This is a genomic window from Micromonospora sp. NPDC093277 (genome assembly GCF_044765245.1).
Classification (GTDB): Bacteria; Actinomycetota; Actinomycetes; order Mycobacteriales; family Micromonosporaceae; genus Micromonospora.
In genome coordinates this window covers 64,754-86,553 of sequence record NZ_JBIWJO010000002.1, presented here as the reverse complement: position 1 = coordinate 86,553, position 21,800 = coordinate 64,754, and the positions used below count along the sequence as shown (strand labels likewise).

5 protein-coding genes are annotated in these 21,800 nt (G+C 75.6%); all 5 read left to right on the top strand.

Going from position 1 to position 21,800, the window contains the following annotated elements; translation table 11 throughout:
- Positions 1-14: 14 nt before the first annotated feature.
- The 5 genes from ACIRG9_RS05000 (at position 15) to ACIRG9_RS04980 (ending at position 21,793) form a co-directional block, all read left to right on the top strand.
- Positions 15-1,274 (top strand): cation:proton antiporter, encoded by a 1,260-nt coding sequence (locus ACIRG9_RS05000; protein ID WP_402850372.1) that lies wholly within the window; start codon positions 15-17, stop codon positions 1,272-1,274.
- Between the two features lie 12 nt (positions 1,275-1,286).
- The gene (locus ACIRG9_RS04995; RefSeq protein ID WP_402850370.1) at positions 1,287-4,085 is read left to right on the top strand and encodes an AAA family ATPase; all 2,799 of its coding nucleotides are present in this window, start codon (positions 1,287-1,289) and stop codon (positions 4,083-4,085) included.
- A gap of 58 nt (positions 4,086-4,143) precedes the next feature.
- Positions 4,144-5,805, top strand: coding sequence for an NAD(P)/FAD-dependent oxidoreductase (locus ACIRG9_RS04990; RefSeq protein WP_402850367.1), 1,662 nt, complete (start codon positions 4,144-4,146; stop codon positions 5,803-5,805).
- Between the two features lie 314 nt (positions 5,806-6,119).
- A complete protein-coding gene (locus tag ACIRG9_RS04985) occupies positions 6,120-12,395 on the top strand; it encodes an SDR family NAD(P)-dependent oxidoreductase (protein WP_402850365.1) in 6,276 nt (2,091 codons plus the stop codon).
- A gap of 38 nt (positions 12,396-12,433) precedes the next feature.
- Complete coding sequence (locus ACIRG9_RS04980; protein ID WP_402850362.1) at positions 12,434-21,793, top strand: SDR family NAD(P)-dependent oxidoreductase; 9,360 nt, start codon at positions 12,434-12,436, stop codon at positions 21,791-21,793.
- Positions 21,794-21,800 lie beyond the last annotated feature (7 nt).

The window sequence follows — 21,800 nt, the reverse complement described above, 5'->3', positions numbered from 1 at the left end:
TGAATTGGGGCCTGATGACCAGCCACACGATCCAGATGTTGTTCGTCGACCTGGCGCTGATCCTGCTGCTCGCCCGCGGGTTCGGCGTGCTCGCCGTGCGGCTGGGGCAGCCGCCGGTGGTCGGCGAGATCTTCGCCGGGATCCTGCTCGGGCCCACGCTGTTCGGCGGCTGGATCGCCGAGACGTTCTTCCCGCTGTCGGTCCGGCCGCTGCTGTCCGGCATGGCCGACGTCGGGGTGGCCCTGTTCATGTTCGTGGTCGGTCTCGAGCTGGAACGCGGCGTGCTGCGCGGGATGGGCCGGCGCACCGCCGTGGTGGCGGCCGGGTCCATCCTGGTGCCCTTCGTCCTCGGACTCGGGCTCGGCTGGCACCTGCTGAGCGGCCACGGCTCCGGGAGAGCGGGCGCCTTCGTGGTCTTCGTCGGCCTGTCGGTCTCGGTGACCGCGTTCCCGGTGCTGGCCCGCATCATCGCCGACCGGCGGCTGGCCCGGACCACCGTCGGCGCCTTCGCGCTGGCCACCGCCGCCGTGGTGGACGTGGTCGCCTGGATCGCCCTGGCCGCCGTGCAGGCGTCCATCGGCGGTGAGGACGGGCACTGGCGAGTGCTGCTGCTCCTGCCGTACATCGCGGTGATGTTCCTGGTCGTCCGTCCGCTGCTGGGCCGGCTGCTGACCGGCGGCGATCCGGCGAACCCGGTCAGCGTCCCCCGGCTCGCCGCAGTGCTCAGCGGGGCCCTGCTGTCGGCGGCCGCCACCGAGGCGATGGGGATGCACTTCATCTTCGGCGCGTTCCTGTTCGGACTCGTGATGCCGACCGGTGGCGCGGCGGAACGCGGCGAGGCCATCCAGCGCCAGACCAGCCAGCTCACCGCCGTGCTGCTGCCGGTCTACTTCGTGGTGGCCGGGCTCAAGGTGGACCTCGGTGGGCTGGGTCTGGACGGGCTGCTGGACTTCGGCGCGATCCTGCTGGTGGCGGTCGCCGGCAAGCTGGGCGGCAGCTATCTGGCGGCGCGGCTGCAGGGGGTGCCGCCCCGCGCATCGCTGGCCCTGGGCGCGTTGCTGAACACCCGGGGTCTCACCGAACTGATCATCCTGGGCGTCGGGCTGCGGATCGGGCTGCTCGACGACTCCCTCTATTCGCTGATGGTCGTCATGGCGCTGGTCACCACGGCGATGACCGGTCCGATGCTCGCCTGGATCTACCGCCGGCCGGTGGAGATCGCCACCCCGGAAAGGGCGTCGGACCTGGTGCCGGCGGCCCGGTCGTCGGCATAGGAGGAAGAACAGATGGACCTTGTCGAACGTGGACCGGAGCTGGCCGCGCTGGCGGAGGTGCTGGCCGCCTCGGCGGCGGGAACCGGTGGGGCCGTCCTGGTCACCGGCGGCATCGGCTGCGGAAAGTCGGTACTGCTCGACGCGGTGCGGGCCCGGGCCGAGCAGGACGGCTTCGTGGTGCTCGCCGCGGTGGGCTGCTGGGCCGAGCGAGAGTCGCCCGGCGGCGTCCTCGGGCAGCTGCTCCGCTACGCCGAGGCGCCATGGGCGTCGCCCGACCGGATCGCCGAGCAGCTCGACGGGCTCGGCTCCGGCGGGCCGGTCCCGGAGGCGGAGCCGCAAACCCTCGACGCGGCCACCACCGCCGCGCTGCACCAGCTCTGCACCGAGGTGCTCCAGGTGGCCGAACGCGTCCCGGTCCTCATCTGCGTCGACGACGTGCAGTTCGCCGACGCGGTGTCCCAGCACTGGCTGATCCAGCTCATCGGCCGGCTGCGCAGCGCCCGGGTGGCGCTCGTCGTGGCCGAGTGCGTGCTGTCCCGGCCGACCAGCCCCCGGCTGCGCGCCGAGCTGCTGCGGCTGCCGAACTACCGCCGGGTTCCGGTGCACCGGCTGTCCCCGGCCGGCGTGGGCGCGGTGCTGCACCGCCACCTGGACCCGGACACCGCCGTCCCGCTGGCCGCCGAGGTTCACCAGGTCAGCGCCGGCAACCCGCTGCTGGTCCGGGCGCTCGTCGAGGACCAGCGCGGTGCCGAGCGGCCGCCCGCCGTCGGCGCCCGACCCCGCGTGGACGAGGCGTACGGCGACGCGGTGCTCAGCTGCGTACTCCGCGGCCGTCCGGTGCTGATGCGGCTGGCCCAGGCGCTCGCCGTGCTCGACGAGGGCACCGACAGCGCGCCGCTGGCGGTCCGGCTGCTCGACGACGAGGAGCCGGCCACGGTCCGGGGCGGCCTGGCCGCGCTGGACGCCGCGGGCCTGCTCGACCGGGGAGCGTTGCGGCATCCGGTCGCGGCGTCCGCGCTGCGCGCCACCGTGCCGGCGCACGACCGGACCCGGCTGCACCGGCGCGCGGCCGAGCTGCTCTACGCCGACGGCGCGCCGCCGACCCGGGTGGCCCGCCACCTGGTCGCCGCCGAGCGGGGGCTGCCCGGCTGGGCGTTGCCGGTGCTGCGGTCCGCCGCCGAGCGGCACCTGGTGGAGAACCGGGCCGCGGACGCGTACGCCTGTGTCGAGGTGGCACTGCGGATCTGCGACGACGAGAGTCTGCGCGTACCGCTCAAGGCCCTGTTGACCAGCGCAGCCTGGCTGCTGAACCCGTCGATGAGCGCCCGGCACCTCGGGGAACTGGCCGACGCGCTGCGCGAGGGGCGGCTCGGCGACCGGCACGCGCTGATGCTGGCCAAGTACCTGCTCTGGCACGGCCGCTTCGACGAGGCGGCGGAGGCGATCGAGCGGATCGTCGCCCGGGGCGAGGAGAGCGACCCGGCCGGCTCGGCCGAACTGCGCGCGACCCGGGAGATCCTCGCCGCGTCGTACCCGGCCCTGGTGTCCGGCCGGCTGCGCCCGCAGGAGCAATCGACCGCCCGACCCACCCGCGACCCACGGGTACGCAGCGCCGCGGCGCTGTCCTCCCTGCTCACCGGGGGCGACGAGGACGAGGCGGTGGCCGACGCCGAGGCGTGCATGCGGGCGATGCGGCTGACCAAGAAGACGCAGGAAGCGCTGATGTGCGCGGTGGCCACCCTCCAGTTCGCCGACCGGCTGCCCGCCGCGGCGAGCTGGTGCGACCACTGGTTGGCCGAGGCGCGCGCCTGGCAGGTGCCGCTCTGGGAGGCCGAGTTCGCCTCCATGCGCGCCAGCATCGCGCTGCGCCAGGGCAACCCGCTGCTGGCCCGGCAGCTCGCCGAGGCGGCGCTGAAGCAGGTGCCGCTGGAGAGCTGGGGGGTGTGCATCGGCGGGCCGCTGGCCAACCTGGTGCAGGCCGCCACCGACACCGGGGACCACGAGGCGGCGTCGACGTACCTGGAGATGCCGGTGCCGGAGGGCATGTTCAAGAGCCGGTTCGGCCTGTACTACCTGCACGCCCGCGGCCGGTTCCAGATGGAGAACGGCCGCCCGCACGCCGCGCTCAACGATCTCGTCACCTGCGGGCAGCTGATGACCGCCTGGGGCTTCGACCGGCCGGCGCTGGTGCCGTGGCGGGCCGAGGCGGCCCAGGCGTACCTGCTCGCCGGCGATGTGGCGCGGGCCCGGACCTTCGCCCGTGAGCAGGTGGCGCTGATCGGTACGCGGCCCTCGCGGACCCGGGGGATGTCGCTGCGGGTGCTGGCCTCGGTCAGCCCGCCCGGGGAACGGGCCGATCTGCTCACCGAGGCCGTCGAGGTGCTGCGTGGCTGCGGTGACCAGGCGCAGCTCGCCCAGGCGCTCGGCGACCTCGGTTGCCTGCACTACCAGGCCGGCCGTCCGGCCCGGGCCCGGCCGCTGGTGGAGACCGCGGCGCGGCTGGCCCGGGCGTGCGGAGCCCGGCCGATCCTGCGCCGGCTGCCGCTGGAGGCGGGACCGCCCCGCCCCGAACCCGCCGACCCGGCCGAGCAGGTCAGCCGGGTCGCCGCGCTGTCGCTGCTGTCCGGGGCGGAACGTCGGGTCGCGGCGCTGGCGGCGCGCGGCCACACCAACCGGGAGATCTCCCGCCGGCTGTGCATCACGGTCAGCACGGTGGAGCAGCACCTGACCCGGACGTTCCGCAAGCTCGGCGTCAAGACCCGGGCGGACCTGCCCGAAGAGATCGTGCTGGACATGGCGGTGGCGGGTTGATCCCCGCCGGTCGCCGGGCCCCCGCACACCGTTTCCCGAACAGAAGGAGGTGAGAAGATTGCCGCTCAACAGCTCCGGCGCGGGGCGCGACGACCGGTACGACGTGGCGATCCTCGGCAGTGGTATCGCTGGCGGCATGCTCGGTGCGGTGCTGGCCCGCAACGGCGTCAAGGTGCTGCTGCTGGACGCCGGCACCCATCCACGGTTCGCGATCGGGGAGTCCACCATCCCGTTCACGTCCGGGATGACCCGGATCATCGCCGACCGCTACGGCGTACCGGAGATCAAGCCGCTGTCCAGCTTCCGCGGCGTGCAGAAGCACGTGTCGCGCAACTGCGGCCGCAAGCAGAACTTCGGCTTCATCTACCACCGTGAGGGGTCCCCGCAGGACCCGAAGCAGGTCAACCAGTTGGTCGTCCCGTCGATGCTGCGTACCGAGTCGCACCTGTTCCGGCAGGACGTGGACAACTACCTGTTCCAGGTCGCGGTCAAGCACGGCGCGGACACCCGGCTGAACACCCGGATCGTGGACGTGGAGATCGACCCGGACGAGGGCGCGGTGCTGCGCTCGGACCGGGGTGAGGAGTTCCGGGCGAGCTATGTGGTCGACGCCGGCGGGTTCCGCTCGCCGCTGGCCGACAAGTTCGAGCTGCGCGAGGTGCCCACCCGGGCCCGGACCCACTCACGCAGCGTCTTCACCCACCTCATCGGCGTCCGCCCGTACGACCGGTCGCCGGCCGCCGCGCGCGGCCACGACCAGCCGAACCCGTGGCACCATGGCACCCTGCACCATGTCTTCGACGGCGGGTGGATGTGGGTGATCCCGTTCGACAACCACCCCGACTCGCTCAACCCGCTGGTGAGCGTCGGCCTGACCCTCGACCCTCGGGTGCATCCCAAGACCGACCTGCCGCCGGCCGAGGAGTTCCAGCAGTTCCTGAAGCGCTTCCCGGACATCGCCTGGCAGTTCGAGGACGCCAAGCCGGTGCGCCCCTGGGTGTCCACCGGACGGCTCCAGTACTCGGCCAAGCAGATCGTGGGGGAGCGGTTCTGCCTGACCTCGCACGCGGCGGGTTTCATCGACCCGCTCTACTCGCGCGGCATGACGAACACCCTTGAACTGATCAACATCATGGCCTGGCGGCTGATCGCCGCCTCCCGGGACGGCAACTGGGCCATGGAGCGGTTCGAGTACCTGGAGACGCTCCAGCAGGGGTTGTTCGACTTCCACGACGACATCGTCTACAGCTCGTTCGTCGCGTTCCGCGACTACGAATTGTGGAATGCGGTGAACCGCACCTGGCAGCTCGGCACCATGCTTGGGAATGTCGTCATCGAGGATGCCTACTTCCGCTATTCCCGTAGCGGGGACGACAAGGTCTTCCTCGACCTGGAGGACAGCCGGCACCCGGGCTCGCCGTTCCCGGTCAGCGAGAAGTTCAGTGAGTTGGGCATCTTCACCCGGCAGACCTGCCAGGCGGTGGAGGCCGGCACCCTCTCCGCCAAGGACGGCGCCACGCGGATCTTCGCCAAGATCGCCTCGGCCGACTACCTGCCCCCGTCGTTCGGCTTCGGTACCCCGGCGAACCGCTGCTTCAGCGCCTCCCCGTCGAAGATGGCGCGTAACGCGGTGTGGAGCCGGAGCAAGGCTCCGAAGGAGATCGGCGGCATGATGACCCGGGCCACGGCCGGCCTGGTCCGGATGCGGTTGCGCCCCTGACCGCGCCCCGCTGCCCGCCCCGGCGGCGGTCCTGGTGTCTTCACCGGGACCGCCGCCGACGTGTGTACGGGCTCCGTCCACATTGCTCTCCGTTGTTGTCTTCGGCTGGTCGCGATAGGGGTCGGCCTCGGGTACGGACAGGTCGAATCGGGGTTACCGCCCATTCGTCGCCCGCGTAGATTCTGGTGGCGGCGACAATTCAGCCGCCCCGTGGAATTCCCGCAGCCTCGGCGACGAACGGTCGATCACACCCCCCGCAATTTCTGCATCTTCCGCCGTGGTCCCGTCGACGAAAAAGGCAGTGAATGGACGCGATGGCAGACTTCGACACGGCAGACCAGATCGCGATCGTCGGCATGGCCGGCCGGTTTCCCGGCGCCGACGACCCGGACGCCCTGTGGCGCCTGCTGGCCGGGCGCGGCGACGCCATCGTCGGCGTACCGGCGCAGCGGTGGGACGCCACGGCACAGCTGGACCCGGAACGCGAGGTCCAGGCGGTGGGCGGATTCCTCGACGGCGTGGACCAGTTCGACGCCGGATTCTTCGGCATCTCGCCGCGCGAGGCCGAGGACATCGACCCGCAGCAGCGGCTCATGCTGGAGATGACCTGGCGGGCGCTGGAGGACGCCGGGCAGCCGGCCGCCGGGCTCGCCGGCACCCGCACCGGCGTCTACGTCGGCGCGTCCTGGCACGACTACGAGATGGCCCGGCGTGACCGGGGCGCCCCGACCAGCCAGCACAGCCTGGTGGGCAACGCGCTCGACGTGATCGCCGCCCGGGTGTCGTACGCGCTGCAGCTGCGCGGCCCGAGCCTGACGGTGGAGACCGGCTGCTCGTCCTCGCTGGTCGCCCTGCACCTCGCCGCGCAGGCGCTACGGTCCGGGGAGATCGACGCGGCCGTGGTCGGCGGGGTGAACCTGATCCTCGCGCCCGACGTGTCGATCGGCCTGACCCACTTCGGCGGGCTCTCCCCGGACGGCCGGTGCGCCGCCTTCGCCGCCGACGCGAACGGCTTCGTCCGCGGCGAGGGCGTGGCCGCCATCCTGGTGAAACGGCTGGACCGGGCGCTGCGCGAGGGCGCCCGGGTGCACGGGGTGCTGGTGCGCTCGGTGGTCAACAACGACGGCGGCGGGGAGAGCCTGGTCACCCCGAGCCCGGAGGGGCAGCGCGAACTCCTCCGCCTCGCGTACGGCGACGGGGCGGTGCCGCTGGACCGGGTCGGCTACGTCGAGGCCCACGGCACCGGCACCGGCCGCGGCGACCCGATCGAGGCCGGCGCCATCGGCGAGGTGCTCGGGCGGGACCGCACCGTCGGGCCGCTGCCGATCGGCTCGGTCAAGACCAACATCGGCCACCTCGAGGCGGCCGCCGGGATGGCCGGCCTGTTCAAGGTCCTGCTCGCGCTGCGGCACCGCACGGTGCCGCCCAGCCTGCACTCCGCCACGCTGAACCCGGAGATCCCGTTCGACGAGCTGAACGTCACCGTGGTCCGGGAGCAGCTGGCACTCCCCACCGACGAGCCGGTCTACCTCGGGGTCAACTCCTTCGGCTGGGGCGGCACCAACGCCCACGTCGTGGTCGGCCCGGCCCCCGCACCCACCGGCACCCCGATCGTCGAACCGCCGGACACCGGGCTGCCACCGGTGGTGCCGCTCTCCGCCCGGCAACAGCCGGCGCTGGCCCGGCTGGCCGGGGAACTCGCCGACCGGCTCCCCGGCACGGACGCCGACGTCGCCCAGGTCGCCGGTGCCCTGGCCTGGCACCGGGACCACTTCCCGGTCCGCGCGGCCGTGCTGGCCGACCGGCCGGCCGCGCTGCGCGACGGGCTGGCCCGGCTCGCCGCCGCCGGTGCCGACCAGCCCGAGGAGCCCGACCTGCCCACCGGCCGGGCGGTGCCGCACCGGCGCACCGCGTTCGTCTTCCCCGGCCAGGGTTCGCAGTGGCGGGGGATGGGCCGGGACCTCTACAAGACCAGCCCGGTCTTCGCCGACGTGATCCGCCGCTGCGCCGAGGCGCTGCGCCCGCACGTCACCTGGGACCTGAGCGCGATCGTCGCCGACCAGGCGGGTGACGAGTGGACCACCCGGATCGACATGCTCCAGCCGACGCTCTGGGCGATGTCGCTCGGGCTGGCCGAGCTGTGGCGGGCCAACGGCGTGCACCCGGACCTGGTGCTCGGCCACAGCCAGGGCGAGATCACGGCGGCCACCCTGGCCGGCGCGATCTCGTACGAAGACGGCGCGCTGCTGATGGCCCGGCGCAGCGCCATCGCCCGGCGCACCTCCGGGCGCGGCCTGATGCTCGCGGTGGACCTGGACCGGGACGGCGCCCGCGAGGCGCTCAAGGGCTTCGAGGAGACGGTCTCCCTCGCCGTGCACAACGGGCCACGCTCCTGCGTGCTCTCCGGCGACCGGGACGACGTGTTGATGCTCAAGGAGCTGCTGGACGCCGAGGAGGTCTTCTGCCGGCTGGTCAACGTCGACTACGCCTCGCACAGCCCCCAGATGGCGGAACTCCGCGACGACCTGCTCACCGCGCTGGCGCCGGTACGCCCGGTCGCCGGCACCGTCCCGTTGCTCTCCACCGTCCAGGTGGGACTGCTCGGCGGCACCGAACTCGACGCCGCGTACTGGGTGGAGAACCTCTGCCGCCCGGTGCTGTTCGCCGACGCCATGCGGCAGGCCTTCGACGACGGCATCACCCACGTCGTCGAGGTCAGCCCGCACCCGGTGCTCACCCCCGCGGTCGAGCAGCTCGCCGCCGAGCGCGCCGAGCCGGTCGCCGTACTGTCCACCCTGCGCCGGGACAACGGCACCGCCGAGGACATGGCCCGGGCGCTGGCCCGCTCGTACGTCGCCGGACTGGCCCCCTTCGGCGGGCTGCCCCGGGGCCGCCGGGTGGACCTGCCGGGCTACCCGATGCAGCCGGAGCGGTACTGGCCGGCGGACCGACCCCGACGCAGCAGCGGCAGCCGTGGCTTCGAGGTCGAGCTCTCCCCGGCGCCCGGGCAGGTCGACACCTGGCACGCCCCGGTCGGGCTGACGCTGGCCGAGCAGCCCTGGCTGGCCGACCACCGGGTGCACGACGCGGTGGTGCTGCCCGGCGCCGCCATGCTGGCGTTGTTGCTGCTGGCCGCGCGGGCGCGTACCGGCGGCCGGCCGGGCAGCCTCGACGAGGTCGCGTTCGCCCGGGAGATCACCTTCGCCGGCGAGGACGTGCGGCTGACCGTGGAGTGGCGCGACGACGTCACCGAGGGCGGCAGCGTACGCCTGCTGCATCTGCCCGACGGTGGCGGGAGCTGGACGGCGGCGGCCACCGCCCGCGCCTCGTACCGGCCGGTCACCGACCCGGCCGACGGCTATCCCGCCTGGGCAAACGACGCGGACCCGACGACCGCGGACGACTTCTACCGCGACTGGGCCGCCCGCGGTCTGCGCTACGGCCCGGCGTTCCGGCCGGTCCGCGCGCTGCGGGTGCACCCGGACGGCGCGGAGGCGGTCGGCGAGGTGGTTCTGGCGGACCGGCTGCGGGCCGGCAACCGCCCACACACCTTGCATCCGGCGCTCGCCGACGGCGCCCTCCAGGTGGCGCTCGCGCTCTGCCCCGGCGAGGACGCCGTGGTGCCGGTCGCCGTCGACCGGATCCTGCTCCACGCCGACCTCGACAACCCGCCGACCACCGTCCACTCGCACGTGATCCGGCATGACGCCGAGCACTACGACGTGCGCGTCTTCGACGACCAGCGGCAGCCGGTGCTGACCCTGCGTGGGCTGCGGCTGCGACCGCTGACCCGGACCGTGGCCGACACCGACGACGCCGGGCGGCTGCACCGGCTGGCCTGGACGGCGGGCGAGCCGCCCGCCGCGCCGGCGGCCACCGGCCGGTGGCTGGTCTGCGGACCCGCCCCGCGCGGTGAACTGGTCACCGCCCTGCGGGCGGCCGGCGCCGACCCGGTCGACGACGGCAACGACGTGCTCGCGACCGACACCCGCGCGGAGACGACCGGCGTGATCTTCGTCGCGCCGGACGCCGACGCCGGGCTCGGCGCGCAGCGGCAGGGCCTGCTCCGGCTCACCGCCGTCGCCCGCGCCTGCGCCGGGCGTGGCGTCCCGCCCCGCTTCGCCGTGGTCACCGCGCGGGCGCAGGCGGTCACCCCCGACGACCGGCCCGACCCGGGCGCCGCCCTGTACTGGGGCTACCTGCGGGCGCTGCGCCGGGAACACGGCGAACTCGACCCACGCCTGATCGACGTCGATCCGGCTGCCCCCGACTGGGCCGCCCGGTGCGCGGCCGAGCTGCTCGGCGGGGAGGACGACCAGGTGGCGCTGCGCGCCGACGGGCGCCGGGTCGGCCGGCTGGCCCGCGGCGACCTCGCCGAGGAGGACGGCGGTGAGCTGTCCGCCCCGCGGACGACGGCGCAGCCGTTCCGGGTCACCGCCGCCCGGCCGGGACGGTGGGAATCCGTGGTCCCCGTCCCGCTGGCCCGGCGCGCGCCCGGCCCCGGCGAGGTGGAGGTGGAGGTGACCGCCACCGGGCTCAACTTCATCGACGTCATGAAGGCCGTGGGCACGTACCCCGACCCGTCGGGCGGGGCCGACGCACTCGGCGGCGAGTGCGCCGGGCGGGTCGTCGCCGTGGGCGACGGCGTCACCGAGCCCCGGCCCGGCGACCGGGTGGTCGCCTGCGCCTTCGGGTCGCTGGCCAGCCACGTCACCGTACGGGCCGAACACACCCGGCCGGTGCCGGCGGAACTGGCCGACGCCGCCGCCGCCGCGCTTCCGCTGGCCTACACGACCGCCTGGTACGCCCTGGCCGACCTGGGCCGCCTCGCGCCCGGCGAGACGGTGCTGGTGCACTCGGCCGCCGGCGGGGTCGGCCTGGCCGCGGTCCAGGTGGCCCACGCCCTCGGCGGCCGGGTCGTCGCCACCGCCGGCAGCGAGGCCAAGCGCGACCACCTGCGGGCGCTCGGCGTCGCCGACGTCTTCGACTCGCGCGACCTGGGCTGGGCCGCGCAGGTCCGCGCGGCGACCGGCGGCCGGGGCGTGGACCTGGTGCTCAACTCGCTCACCGGCGCGGCGATCCCGCTCGGGCTGGACCTGCTCGCCGAGGACGGCCGGTTCGTGGAGATCGGCAAGAAGGACATCTACGCCGGGCGGCCGATCGGCTTGGACGCCTTCCGCAAGGGCATCACGCTCAGCGCCGTCGACCTGGCCGGGTTGATGGACCGGCGGCCGGAGCGGTTCGGTCGGCTCCTCGCCGACGTCTGGCACCGGATCACCGACGGCACCCTGTCGCCGCTGCCCACCCGGGTCAGCCCGTTCGCCGAGGCGGCCGAGGCGCTGCGGGAGATGTCGCACGGCAACCACATCGGCAAGCTGGTGGTCGCCGACCCGACCACCGTCGGCGCGGTCGCCGCGGTGCCGCTGCCGGCGGGGCGGCTCCGCCCCGACACGTACCTGATCAGCGGTGGCCTGGGTGCGCTCGGCCTCTCGCTCGCCGAGTTCCTCGTCGCGCACGGTGCCGGCGGGCTGGTGCTGCTCGGCCGCTCGGCGCCGAACGCCGCGGCGCAGGCCCGGGTGGCGGCGCTGCGTCGCTCGGCGGCCGTCGAGGTGCTCGGGTGCGACGTCGCCGACGAGGCCGCGTTGCGCCGGGCGCTGGACGCCGTACGCGGCGGGCTGCCGCCGGTACGCGGAGTGTTCCACGCCGCCGGCCTGCTCGACGACGCCACCGTGGGCACCCTCACCGCCGAGCAGGTGAGGCGGGTGCTCGCGCCCAAGGTGGACGGGGCACTGGCCCTCGAGGCGGTCACCGCCGACGACCCGCTGGACCTGTTCGTCCTCTTCTCCTCGGCCGCCGCGCTGATCGGCAACGCCGGCCAGGCGGCGTACGGGGCGGCGAACGCCTGGCTGGACGCCTTCGCCGAGGCCCGGCGGCGGGCCGGACGACCCGCGCTCAGTGTGCAGTGGGGACCGTTCGGTGACGTCGGACTGGCCGCGGCCGACGAGAACCGGGGGGCCCGGCTCGCCGAGCGGGGCATGGAGAGCTTCGCCACCGACGAGGCGTGGCCAGCGCTGCTGCGGATGCTCGGCCGTGACGAGCCGGTCGTCGGGTACGTGCCGCTGAACCTGCGCCGCTGGTTCGACGCGTACCCGGACACCGCCGGGCTGCCCAGCTGGCAGTGGCTGCGGGCGGCGGCCCGGGACGGCGAGGCCGCCGGCCCGTCGCACGGCTTCCGCGCCGCCCTGTTGCAGGCGCCGGCCGCCGAGCGGGCCCCGCTGGCCGAGACCAAGGTCCGCGAACTCGCCGGCCGGGTGCTGCGGCTGGACGCCGACCGGGTCGACCGGGAGACACCGTTCAAGGAGCTCGGCCTGGACTCGCTCATGGGACTCGAACTGCGCAACCGGCTGGAGCAGGCGTTCGGCCTGCGGCTGTCGCCCACGCTGCTGTGGACGTACGGCACCGCCCAGGCACTTGCCGGGGCGCTCTGCGAGCAACTCGCCCGGACCGCCGAGCCGTCCGGTGCGGAACAGACCGGGGCCGGCCCGGACGGCGACCCCGCCGACCAGCACGCGCCGAGCACCGCCGGCTGATGTCCGCGTCACCGCACCCGCCGCGAGGAACCGAGGTCATGGACGACACCGACAACGCCGCCACCAAGCGGCAGGACGCCCAGCTCAAGCGGGCCCTGGCCACCATCCGTACGCTCCGCCGCCGACTGGACGAGCAGGGCGGTGACCAGCCCGTCGCCATCGTCGGGGTAGGCCTGCGGCTGCCGGGCGGGATCGACGGCACCGAGGCGTACTGGGACGCGCTGGCCGCCGGGCGCGACCTGGTCGGCCCGATGCCGTCGCGGCGGCAGGGCCCGTTCGCCGCCGAGTGGACGGAACTGCCGCAGCGCGGCGGGTTCCTCGACGAGGTGCTGGACTTCGACGCCGATTTCTTCGGCATCAGCCCCCGCGAGGCCCGTGCGCTCGACCCGCAGCACCGGCTCCTGCTGGAGGTCGCCTGGGAAGCGCTGGAAAACGCGGCGGCGCCGGCGGACCAGCTCGTCGGCCGGCCCGTCGGGCTGTACGTCGGCATCACCGGCCAGGACTACCGGGACTGGCTGCCCGGCGAGCCGGACGCCTACTGGGCCACCGGCAACGGGCACTGCTTCGCGGCCGGCCGGCTCGCGTACAGCCTGGGGTTGACCGGCCCGGCGATGGCCGTCGACACGGCCTGCTCCTCGTCCCTGGTCGCGGTGCATCTCGCCGTGCAGGCGCTGCGCCGGGGCGAGTGCGAGGTGGCGATCGCTGGCGGCGTCAACCTGATCATGTCGCCCCGCTCGACCAGGCTGGTCGTGCAGACCCGGTCGCTGGCCCCGGACGGGCTGTGCAAGGCGTTCGACGCCCGCGCCAACGGCTTCACCCGCGGCGAGGGCGCCGGGGCACTGGTGCTCAAGCCCCTCGCGCGCGCGGTCCGCGACGGTGACCGGATCCACGCCGTCATCCGCGGTTCCGCCGTGAACCAGGACGGCCGGTCCAGCGGGTTCACCGCGCCGAACGTGCTCTCCCAGGTGGCCCTCATCGAGCAGGCACTCGCCGGGGCCGAGGCCGGGCCCGCCGACGTCGGCTACGTGGAGGCGCACGGCACCGGCACCGCGCTCGGCGACCCGATCGAGCTGGAGGCGCTGGCCACCGTGCTCGGCCGGCGCAACGGGGGCGCCCCGCTGGCGGTCGGCTCGGTGAAAACCAACCTGGGTCACCTGGAGGCCGCCGCCGGGGTGGCCGGGCTGGTCAAGGCGGTGCTCTGCATCCAGCACCGGCAGGTGCCGCCGGTGGTGCACCTGCGTACCCTCAACCCCCGCATCGACCTGGACGGCACGGGCATCGTGGTGCCGGACCGGCTCGTCGACTGGGCCGACGGCGCCGGGCGGCTGGCCGGGGTGAGCTCGTTCGGGATGAGCGGCACGAACGCCCACCTGCTCCTCGGCCCGGTCGAGCCGGACGAGCTGGCCGAACGGCCGGCACCATCGAGCGGCCCGGTCGCCGGCTTCGTCGTCTCCGCCCGTACGCCGGCCGCGCTGCGGGAGCTGGCCGCCGCGTACGCGCAGCGGGTGCTGCGGCTGCCGGCGGCGGACTATCCCGCCTTCGCCGCCACCGCCAACACCGGGCGCAGCCGGCTGCCGGTCGCCGCCTGGGTCGCCGCCACCGATCCGGCCACCGCGTACGCCGCCCTCACCGCGTTGGCCTCGGGCGCGCCGCCGGTCGAGATCGATCCCGCCGTGCTGGCCGCGGCGGCCGATCGGCGGGCCGTGCTGGACCTGCCCACCTACCCCTGGCAGCGCCAGCGGCATGCCCCGGATCGGCCCGCCACCGGCGAGCCCGACCGTCCGGTGCCCGCCGCGCACAGCCACGAGGTGGCCTGGGTCGAGCTGGACCGGCCGTCCCCCGCCGGCCACGCCGATCCGCTGGTCCTCGCCGGCGACGACGCGCCGTTGCTTTCCGACCTGGCGGCCGCCGCGGCGGCCCACGGCCGACCCGGCACGCTGCTCAGCCCGGACCCGGTCGCCGCACCGGCCGGCTGGCGGACGGCACCGCTGCCGGCCGACCCCGAGGGCTGGGCGCGGTTCTGGGCCGGACGCCCGGACGGACCGGCCGAGACCCTGGTGCTCGTGCCCGTCGCGCATCCCGTCCTCGACGACGCCGCCCCGGCGGAGAACGACGCCCACGCCGACGATCCGGCCGACGCCGGGGGTGACGCCGACGACCCGGCCGACCCGGTACGCCGCGCAGCGGACACCGTCGCGGCGGTGACCACGGCGGTGGCGGCGGTGGCCGGCAGCGGGGTCGCCGGCCGCCGCGCCGTCGTACTCACCCGGGGCACCCGCCGCACCGGACCGGCCGACGAGGTGTCGGCCACCACGCACGGGCCGCTGCACGGTCTGGCGCCGGTGCTGGGGCTGGAGTTCGGCACGGCGTTCGGCGGGGTGGTGGACCTGCCGTGGCAGCCGACCCCCGGTGACCTCGACCCGGTGCTGGACCTGCTCGCCGCGCCGACCGGGCCGGTCCTCGAGGACCTGGTCGCGGTGCGGGGCGGGCGGATCCAGGCCGCCCGGCTGGGGGACGCGACCACGGCGCCCGCCCGCCTGCCGGTCCGCGCGGACGCGACCTACCTGGTCACCGGCGCGCTCGGCGCGGTCGGCCGGGAACTCGTGGCCGACCTGGTCCGGCGGGGAGCCCGCCGGCTGCTGCTGATCGGCCGGCGCGCCGAGTCCGAGCTGGACGTCGACGCCCGGGAGCTGTTGGCCCGGCTGCGCGGCGACGGCATCGGGGTCGGCTACGTCGGGGGCGGGTTCGACACCGCCGACTCCCGGCGGCAGGTGGTCGCGGCGCTGCGCGGGATGCCGCCGCTGGGCGGGGTGCTGCACGCCGCCGGCACCATCGAGCGGGTGCCCGCCGTCGAGCTCGACAGCGGGCGGATCGCCGACGCGCTGCGGGCCAAGGTGGGCGGCGCCTGGTGGCTGCACCGGCTGACCCGCAACCTGCCGCTGGACTTCTTCATCCTGGTCTCCTCGGTTTCCGCGCTGTGGGGCACCGAGGGCTACGCGGCGTACGCCGCCGCGAACGGCGGGCTGGACGCGCTGGCCGCGTACCGGCGCGCGGGCGGGCTGCCGGCGGTCAGCATCGCGTACGGGCCGTGGGCGGTGTCCGGCATGGCTGACGGCGACTCCCGGGAGCGGTTCGCCCGGATCGGCGTGGGCGCGCTGGACCCGGCCACCGGGTGCGCGGTGCTGCGGGCCGAGGTGCCCGCCTCGGAGGGTTACCTGGTGGCCTGCCCGCTCGACCGGCCGCGGCTGGACAGCGTGCTGGGTGGGCTGCGCCCGCGCGGCCTGTTCGCGTCCGCGCCGACCGTCGCCGTCGCGTCCGTCGCCGTCGACGCCACCCCGGGCGAGGAGCGGGAGCCGTCCGTGGCGGCGGAGCTGGACGCGCTGCCGGTGGGCGCCCGACCGGCCGGGGCGCGCGCGCACGTGGCGCGGCTGCTGGCCGCCCAGCTCGGGCACCCGGAGGGCCACGTCATCCGCGAGGACGACGGATTCTTCGACCTCGGGCTCGACTCCATCATGGCGGTGGACCTGGCCCGCCGGCTCGCCGAGGCGTTCGAGGTCCCACTGCAGGTCGCCGACGTGTTCGACCATCCGACCGTCCACCAGTTCGCGGCACACCTGCTGGCCCTGCGCGACGGCCCGGCGGCCGTACCCGCGCCGGCCGTGGCGGGCGTCCGACCGGCGGACCCCGCCCGGGTCCGCACCACCACCCCGGCGCTCAACGGCGGGCCGGCCACCGCGGCGGCCGCCACCGGGGCGGTCGCGGCGGCGCTCACCGAGGCCGCCGACCGCGACGTCGCGGCCACCCCGGTCGCGCCGCACGGCGGGGAACACCCGGCCCCGGTCGCCGCGGTGGCCGGGTCGGTGGCGTCCCCGGCCGAGCCGGCGGCGATCGTCGGGATGGCCGGTCGCTTCCCCGGTGCGGACTCGGTGGAGGAGCTGTGGGACCTGCTGCGCTCGGGCCGGGACGCGGTGGGCGCGGTGCCCCCGCAGCGCTGGAGCCACCGGACCTTCCACGCCGCCGGCCCGGAAACCGGCCCGCGGATCACCACCGACCAGGGCGGGTTCCTGCGCGACGTGGCCCGCTTCGACGCCGCGTTCTTCGGCATCCCGACGCGGGAGGCGGAGAACCTCGACCCGCAGCAGCGGCTGCTGCTGGAGTGCGCCTGGCACGCCCTGGAGGACGCCGGCATCGACCCGGGACGGCTGGCCGGAACCCGCACCGGCGTCTTCGTCGGGGTGAGCAACGGCGACTATGCCCGGGTGCTGGCCGGCGCCGGGGTGGACCGGCTCGACGCGTACTACAGCACCGGCACCGCCCTCAACGCGGTCGCCGGCCGGCTGGCGTACGTGCTGGGCCTGGCGGGGCCGGCGCTCGCCGTGGACACCGCCTGCTCCTCCTCGCTGGTCGCGCTGCACCTCGCCGTCCGGGCGCTGCGCGCGGGAGAGGTCGACGCCGCCATCGTCGGCGGGGTCAACGTCATCGTCGACCCGCTGGCCTCGGTGGCGGTGAGCCGGGCACACATGCTGTCCCCGGACGGCCGATGCCGGACCTTCTCCGCCGACGCCAACGGCTTCGTCCGGGCCGAGGGGTGCGGCGTTCTCGTCCTCAAGCGACTCGCCGACGCCGGCCGGGACGGCGACGCCGTACTCGCGGTGGTCCGCGGCAGCGCGGTCAACCAGGACGGCAGCTCCTCCGGGCTGACCGCGCCGAACGGCCGCGCGCAGGAACAGGTGATCAGCGCCGCGCTCACCGACGCGGGTGTGACCGGCGCGGCGGTGGACTTCCTGGAGACGCACGGCACCGGCACCTCCCTCGGCGACCCGGTCGAGGTGGGCGCGGCCTGGCGGGTGCTGGGCCCGGGCCGGTCGCCCGACCGGCCGCTGCACCTCGGCGCGGTCAAGAGCAACATCGGCCACTGCGAGTCGGCCGCCGGCATGGCCTCGGTGATCAAGGCGGTGCTCGCCCTGCGGCACGATCGCATCCCCGCCAACCTGCACTTCAGCGAGCCCAACCCGCACATCGACTGGGCGGGGATGGACGTGCGGGTGGTGGCCGACGAGCTGCCCTGGCCGCGTACCGACCGGTCCCGGCTGGCCGGCGTGTCGGGCTTCGGGTTCACCGGCACCAACGCCCATGTCCTGCTCGCCGACCCGGAATCGGCCGCGACCCGCCTCTCGCCCGCCGACCCGGCGGCCGGGTCGACGCTGGCCCTGCCGCAGCCCGATGACGCCGCGAACGGCTCGACACCGGGACCCGATCACGCCGCGAACGGCTCGACACCGGCGGTGCCGGGGCCCGGCCAGGCGGTGAACGGCTCGGCCCCGGTCCCCGTGACGCCATCCCCGGCGGCCGGGGACGGGACGGTCCCGGGCGGCGTCCCGCTGCTCGTCCCGCTGTCCGCCCCGGACCCGGACGGGCTGCGGCGGCTGGTCGCCCGCTGGCGCGACCGGATCGCGGACTGTCCCGAGGCCGACCTGCCCGCCCTGGCGGCGCTGGCCGGATCCGGCCGCGCCCACCTGCCGTACCGGGTGGCGCTGTCCGGCCGCGACCGGGACCGGCTCGTGGCCGCCGCCGAGCCGCCGGCCGACCCGGTGGCGGCGTCCCGTCCGCCCCGGATCGCGTTCCTATTCTCCGGGCAGGGCAGCCAGTTCTTCGGCATGGGGCGCGAACTTTACGAGACCGAGCCGGTGTTCCGGGCGGTCTTCGACGAGTGCGACCGGCGGCTCGCGCCGGCCCTCGGCGGCTCGCTCGCCGACCTGGTCTTCGGCGGCGACGACCGGACCGCGATCAACGAGACCCGGGTCACCCAGCCGGCCCTGGTCACCCTCGAGGTGGCGTTGGCCGAGCTCTGGCGCTCCTGGGGCGTGACCCCGGCCGTGGTGATGGGCCACAGCGTCGGCGAGATCGCGGCGGCCGTGGTGGCCGGCGTGCTGGACCTGCCCGCCGGTCTCGACCTGATCGTCGAACGGGCCCGACTGATGCAGGCCACCCGGCCGGGCGCGATGCTCGCCGTGACCGCCACCGAGGAGCGGGTACGCGACCTGATCGCCGGCACCGTCCTGGACGTGGCGGCGGTCAACGGCCCCGAGGCGACCGTGGTCTCCGGGCTGCCGGAGGAGATCGAGGCGCTGGCCGAGCGGCTGCGCGCCGAGGGCGTCCGGCACCGGGCGCTGAGCGTCTCGCACGCCTTCCACTCCCGGCTGCTGGACCCGGCGCTGGACGAGTTCCGGACGGTCTGTGTGGGGCTGAGCCACCAGCCGCCGACCATCCCGGTCATCTCCAACCTGACCGGTGCGGTCGCGGGCCCTGACACCTACGACGCCGACTACTGGGTGCGCCACGCCCGCCAGCCGGTCCGCTTCCACGCCGGGGCGGGGCAGCTCGCCGCGCTCGACGTGGACGCGTGCCTGGAGATCGGTCCGGACCGTACCCTGGTCAACCTGGTCCGTGCCGCAGGCCTCGCGCCCGCCGGCGGGCTGGTGTCGTCGCTGCGCCGCGGCTCGGCCGACCGGGGTGCCCTGCTCGCCGCGGTCGGCGCGCTCTACCCGCTCGGCCAGGACGTGACCTGGGACCGGGTGCAGCCCCGCCGCCGACCGGGCGGGCGCGTCGAGGCGCCGCGCTATCCGTTCGCCGAGACCCGCTACTGGGCCGCCGCCGCACCGGCCGGGGAACCGGTGCCGGCCGGCCCGCCCGCCGGTGCGCCCGCCTGGGGTACGCCGGTCCGCTCGCCGGCCCTGCGCGGCCGGGTGTTCCACTCCGAGCGAAGCACGACGTACCCGCCCCACCTGGCCGACCACCGGCTGTACGGGACCGTCTCGGTGCCCGGCGCGTCGCAGACCGCCACCGCCCTCTCCGCGCTGGCCGGGGACGGCACCCCGCCCGCCCTCGCCGACCTGGTCTTCCCGCGGGCTCTCGTGCTGCACGACGGCGAGCGCTACGAGTTGCAGGTCATCGAGGCCGAGCCGGAGCACGGCGGCCGTACGGTCAGCGTGCAGAGCCTGGTCGACCCGGAGCGGAACCGCTGGCAGGAGCACCTCTCCGCCCGGCTGCTGCCGGACCCGGAGGTCGAACCACGACCGGTGCCCGACCTCGCCGCCTTCCAGGCCGCCGCCGAACGGCACCTCGCCGGCGCGGACTTCTACCAGCACTTCCGGGAGATCGGCTACCTGCTCGGCCCGTCGTTCCGCTGGATCGACGAGGTGTGGATCCACGGCGACGAGGCCCTGGTCCGGTACGCCCAACCGGACCGGATGAACGAGGACCCGGCCGGCTGGATCATCCACCCCGGCCTGCTCGACTCCTGCCTGCAGAGCACGGTGACCTTCGGCGTCGCCCCGCACCTGGCGGACGGCACGGCGGCGGACGCCGGCCGGAGCGGACTGGCGATCCCGTTCGCCGCCGCCCGGCTCACCCTGGCCCGCCGGCCCGAGCACGCCGGCGAACTCTGGGGACACGTGCGGGCCCGGCACGCCACCACCGCACCGGACGGCGGCCGGCAGGTGCACGAGGCCGACCTGCACCTGTTCGACGGGCGCGGGCGGACGGTGCTCGCGGTCGACGGGTTCCGGATCCGGCACGCCCCCCGGGAACTGCTGGAACGGTCGCTGCGGGACACCCCCGTCCACGTGCACGAGCTGGCCTGGACCCCGCCGGAGTCGGACCGGCCGGCGCCGACGCCGGCGACGCCGGTGCGCGTCGCCGTGCTCGGTGACGACGTTCTGCCGCCGCTCGCCGACGCGGTCGCCGGGCTGGCCGACCACGCCGCGTACCCCGGCGAGGAGCCGCCAGACCTGGTGCTCGACCTGCGGTTCGCCGCCGAGCCGGCGGCGTCGGCCGACGCGGCCCGCCTGGCCGTACGCCGGCTCGTCGACGACCTGCGGACCGCCCCCGCGTCCGTGCCGTACCTGGTGGTCTGCGCCGACGGTGCGGAGGCCGCCCCGGTGCGCGAGGCGCTGTGGGGGATGCTCGCCGCGGTCGAGGCGGAGCAGCCGGACCGCCGCCTGGTCCGGGTCGTGCTCGCCGCCGACGCCGAGCCGGGGCCGGCCGCCGGGCTGCTCCTCGACGAGCTACGCCGCGGCCTGCCGGAGACCCGGCTGCGGATCGACGGCGACGGGCTGCAGGTGGCCCGGCTGCGACCGCTGCCGACCCCCGACGTCGATCTGCCCGACGCCGTCACCACCGGCACCGCGCTGGTCACCGGCGGGCTCGGCGCGCTGGGGCTGAGTGTCGCCGGCTTCCTCGCCCGGCAGGGCGTGCCGGCTATCACCCTCGTCGGCCGCTCGGCCCCCGATCCGGCCGCCAGCGCGGCCATCGACCAGATCACCGCCGTCGGCACCCGGATTCGGGTGGTACGCGGCGACGTCACCGACGCCGAGGACTGCCGCCGGATGGTGGCCGAAGCGGAACGCGACGGCACCATCGGCAGTGTCTGGCACCTCGCAGGAAGCACCGCCGACGGTGCCTTCGCGCAGCTCACCGAGGCCGCGTTCGAGGAGGTGTTCGCCGGCAAGGCGGCCGGCGCGGACCGGCTGCTCGAGGCCATGGCCGGGCGGCGACCGGCGGCGCTGGTGCACTTCTCCTCGGTCTCCGCGGTGCTCGGCTCGGCCGGCCAGGCCAACTACGCCGCCGCCAACGGCTACCTCGCCGGCCTCGCCACCCGGCTGCGTGACCACGGCCTGCCGGCGGTGAGCATCGACTGGGGCCCGTGGACCCCCCGAGGCAAGGGAGGTCTGGCCGCCACCGAGGCGACCCGGCGGGCGATCGACCGGCTGGGTGTCCGGGCCCTCACCGACGAGGAGGCCGAGACCATCCTGCGGGCGGCGCTCACCGCGGGGCGGGACCGGCTCGTCGCGGTGGCCGTCGACGCCCGCGAGTACGTCGACCGGGCGGCCGGCCACCCGAGGGCCGCGCTGCTGCTCCCGCTGCTCGACCGGGACGCCCGGCCGGCACGGGCCGCCACACCGGCGACGCCGCGCGGCTGGCTGCGCGAGGAACTGGACCGGACGGCCGCCGACGAGCGGGAGGACCGGCTCCGGGCGGCGGTGCGGAGGGTGGCCGGCGACGCGCTGGGCGATCCGGGAGCGCTCGACGACGAGGCCGGCTTCGCCGACCTCGGCCTCGACTCGATCATGGTGATCGACCTGCGGACCCGGCTGTCGCACGCGCTCGCGGCGGACCTGCCCGCGACCGTGGCCATCGACCATCCGACCATCGCGCAGGTCGCCGCGTACGCGATCGACCTGCTCTATCCCGACGACGAACCGGCCGGCGAGCCGTCCCGCGTCGGCGGCTGGCCCGGCGCGGCGGACGACGCGGCCGGGACGGCCGACGACCTGGCGGACCTGTCGATCGACGAGCTGGTCCGGGCCGTCCGGGCGGACCTGGCCATGGAGGAGTGAGGGACGT

What these genes read in the sequence shown, in the direction of transcription:
- ACIRG9_RS05000 (WP_402850372.1), top strand. Translation starts at nt 15, where the DNA reads ATGACCAGCCACACGATCCAGATGTTGTTCGTCGACCTGGCGCTGATC.
- ACIRG9_RS04985 (WP_402850365.1), top strand. Translation starts at nt 6,120, where the DNA reads ATGGCAGACTTCGACACGGCAGACCAGATCGCGATCGTCGGCATGGCC.
- ACIRG9_RS04980 (WP_402850362.1), top strand. Translation starts at nt 12,434, where the DNA reads ATGGACGACACCGACAACGCCGCCACCAAGCGGCAGGACGCCCAGCTC.
- ACIRG9_RS04995 (WP_402850370.1), top strand. Translation starts at nt 1,287, where the DNA reads ATGGACCTTGTCGAACGTGGACCGGAGCTGGCCGCGCTGGCGGAGGTG.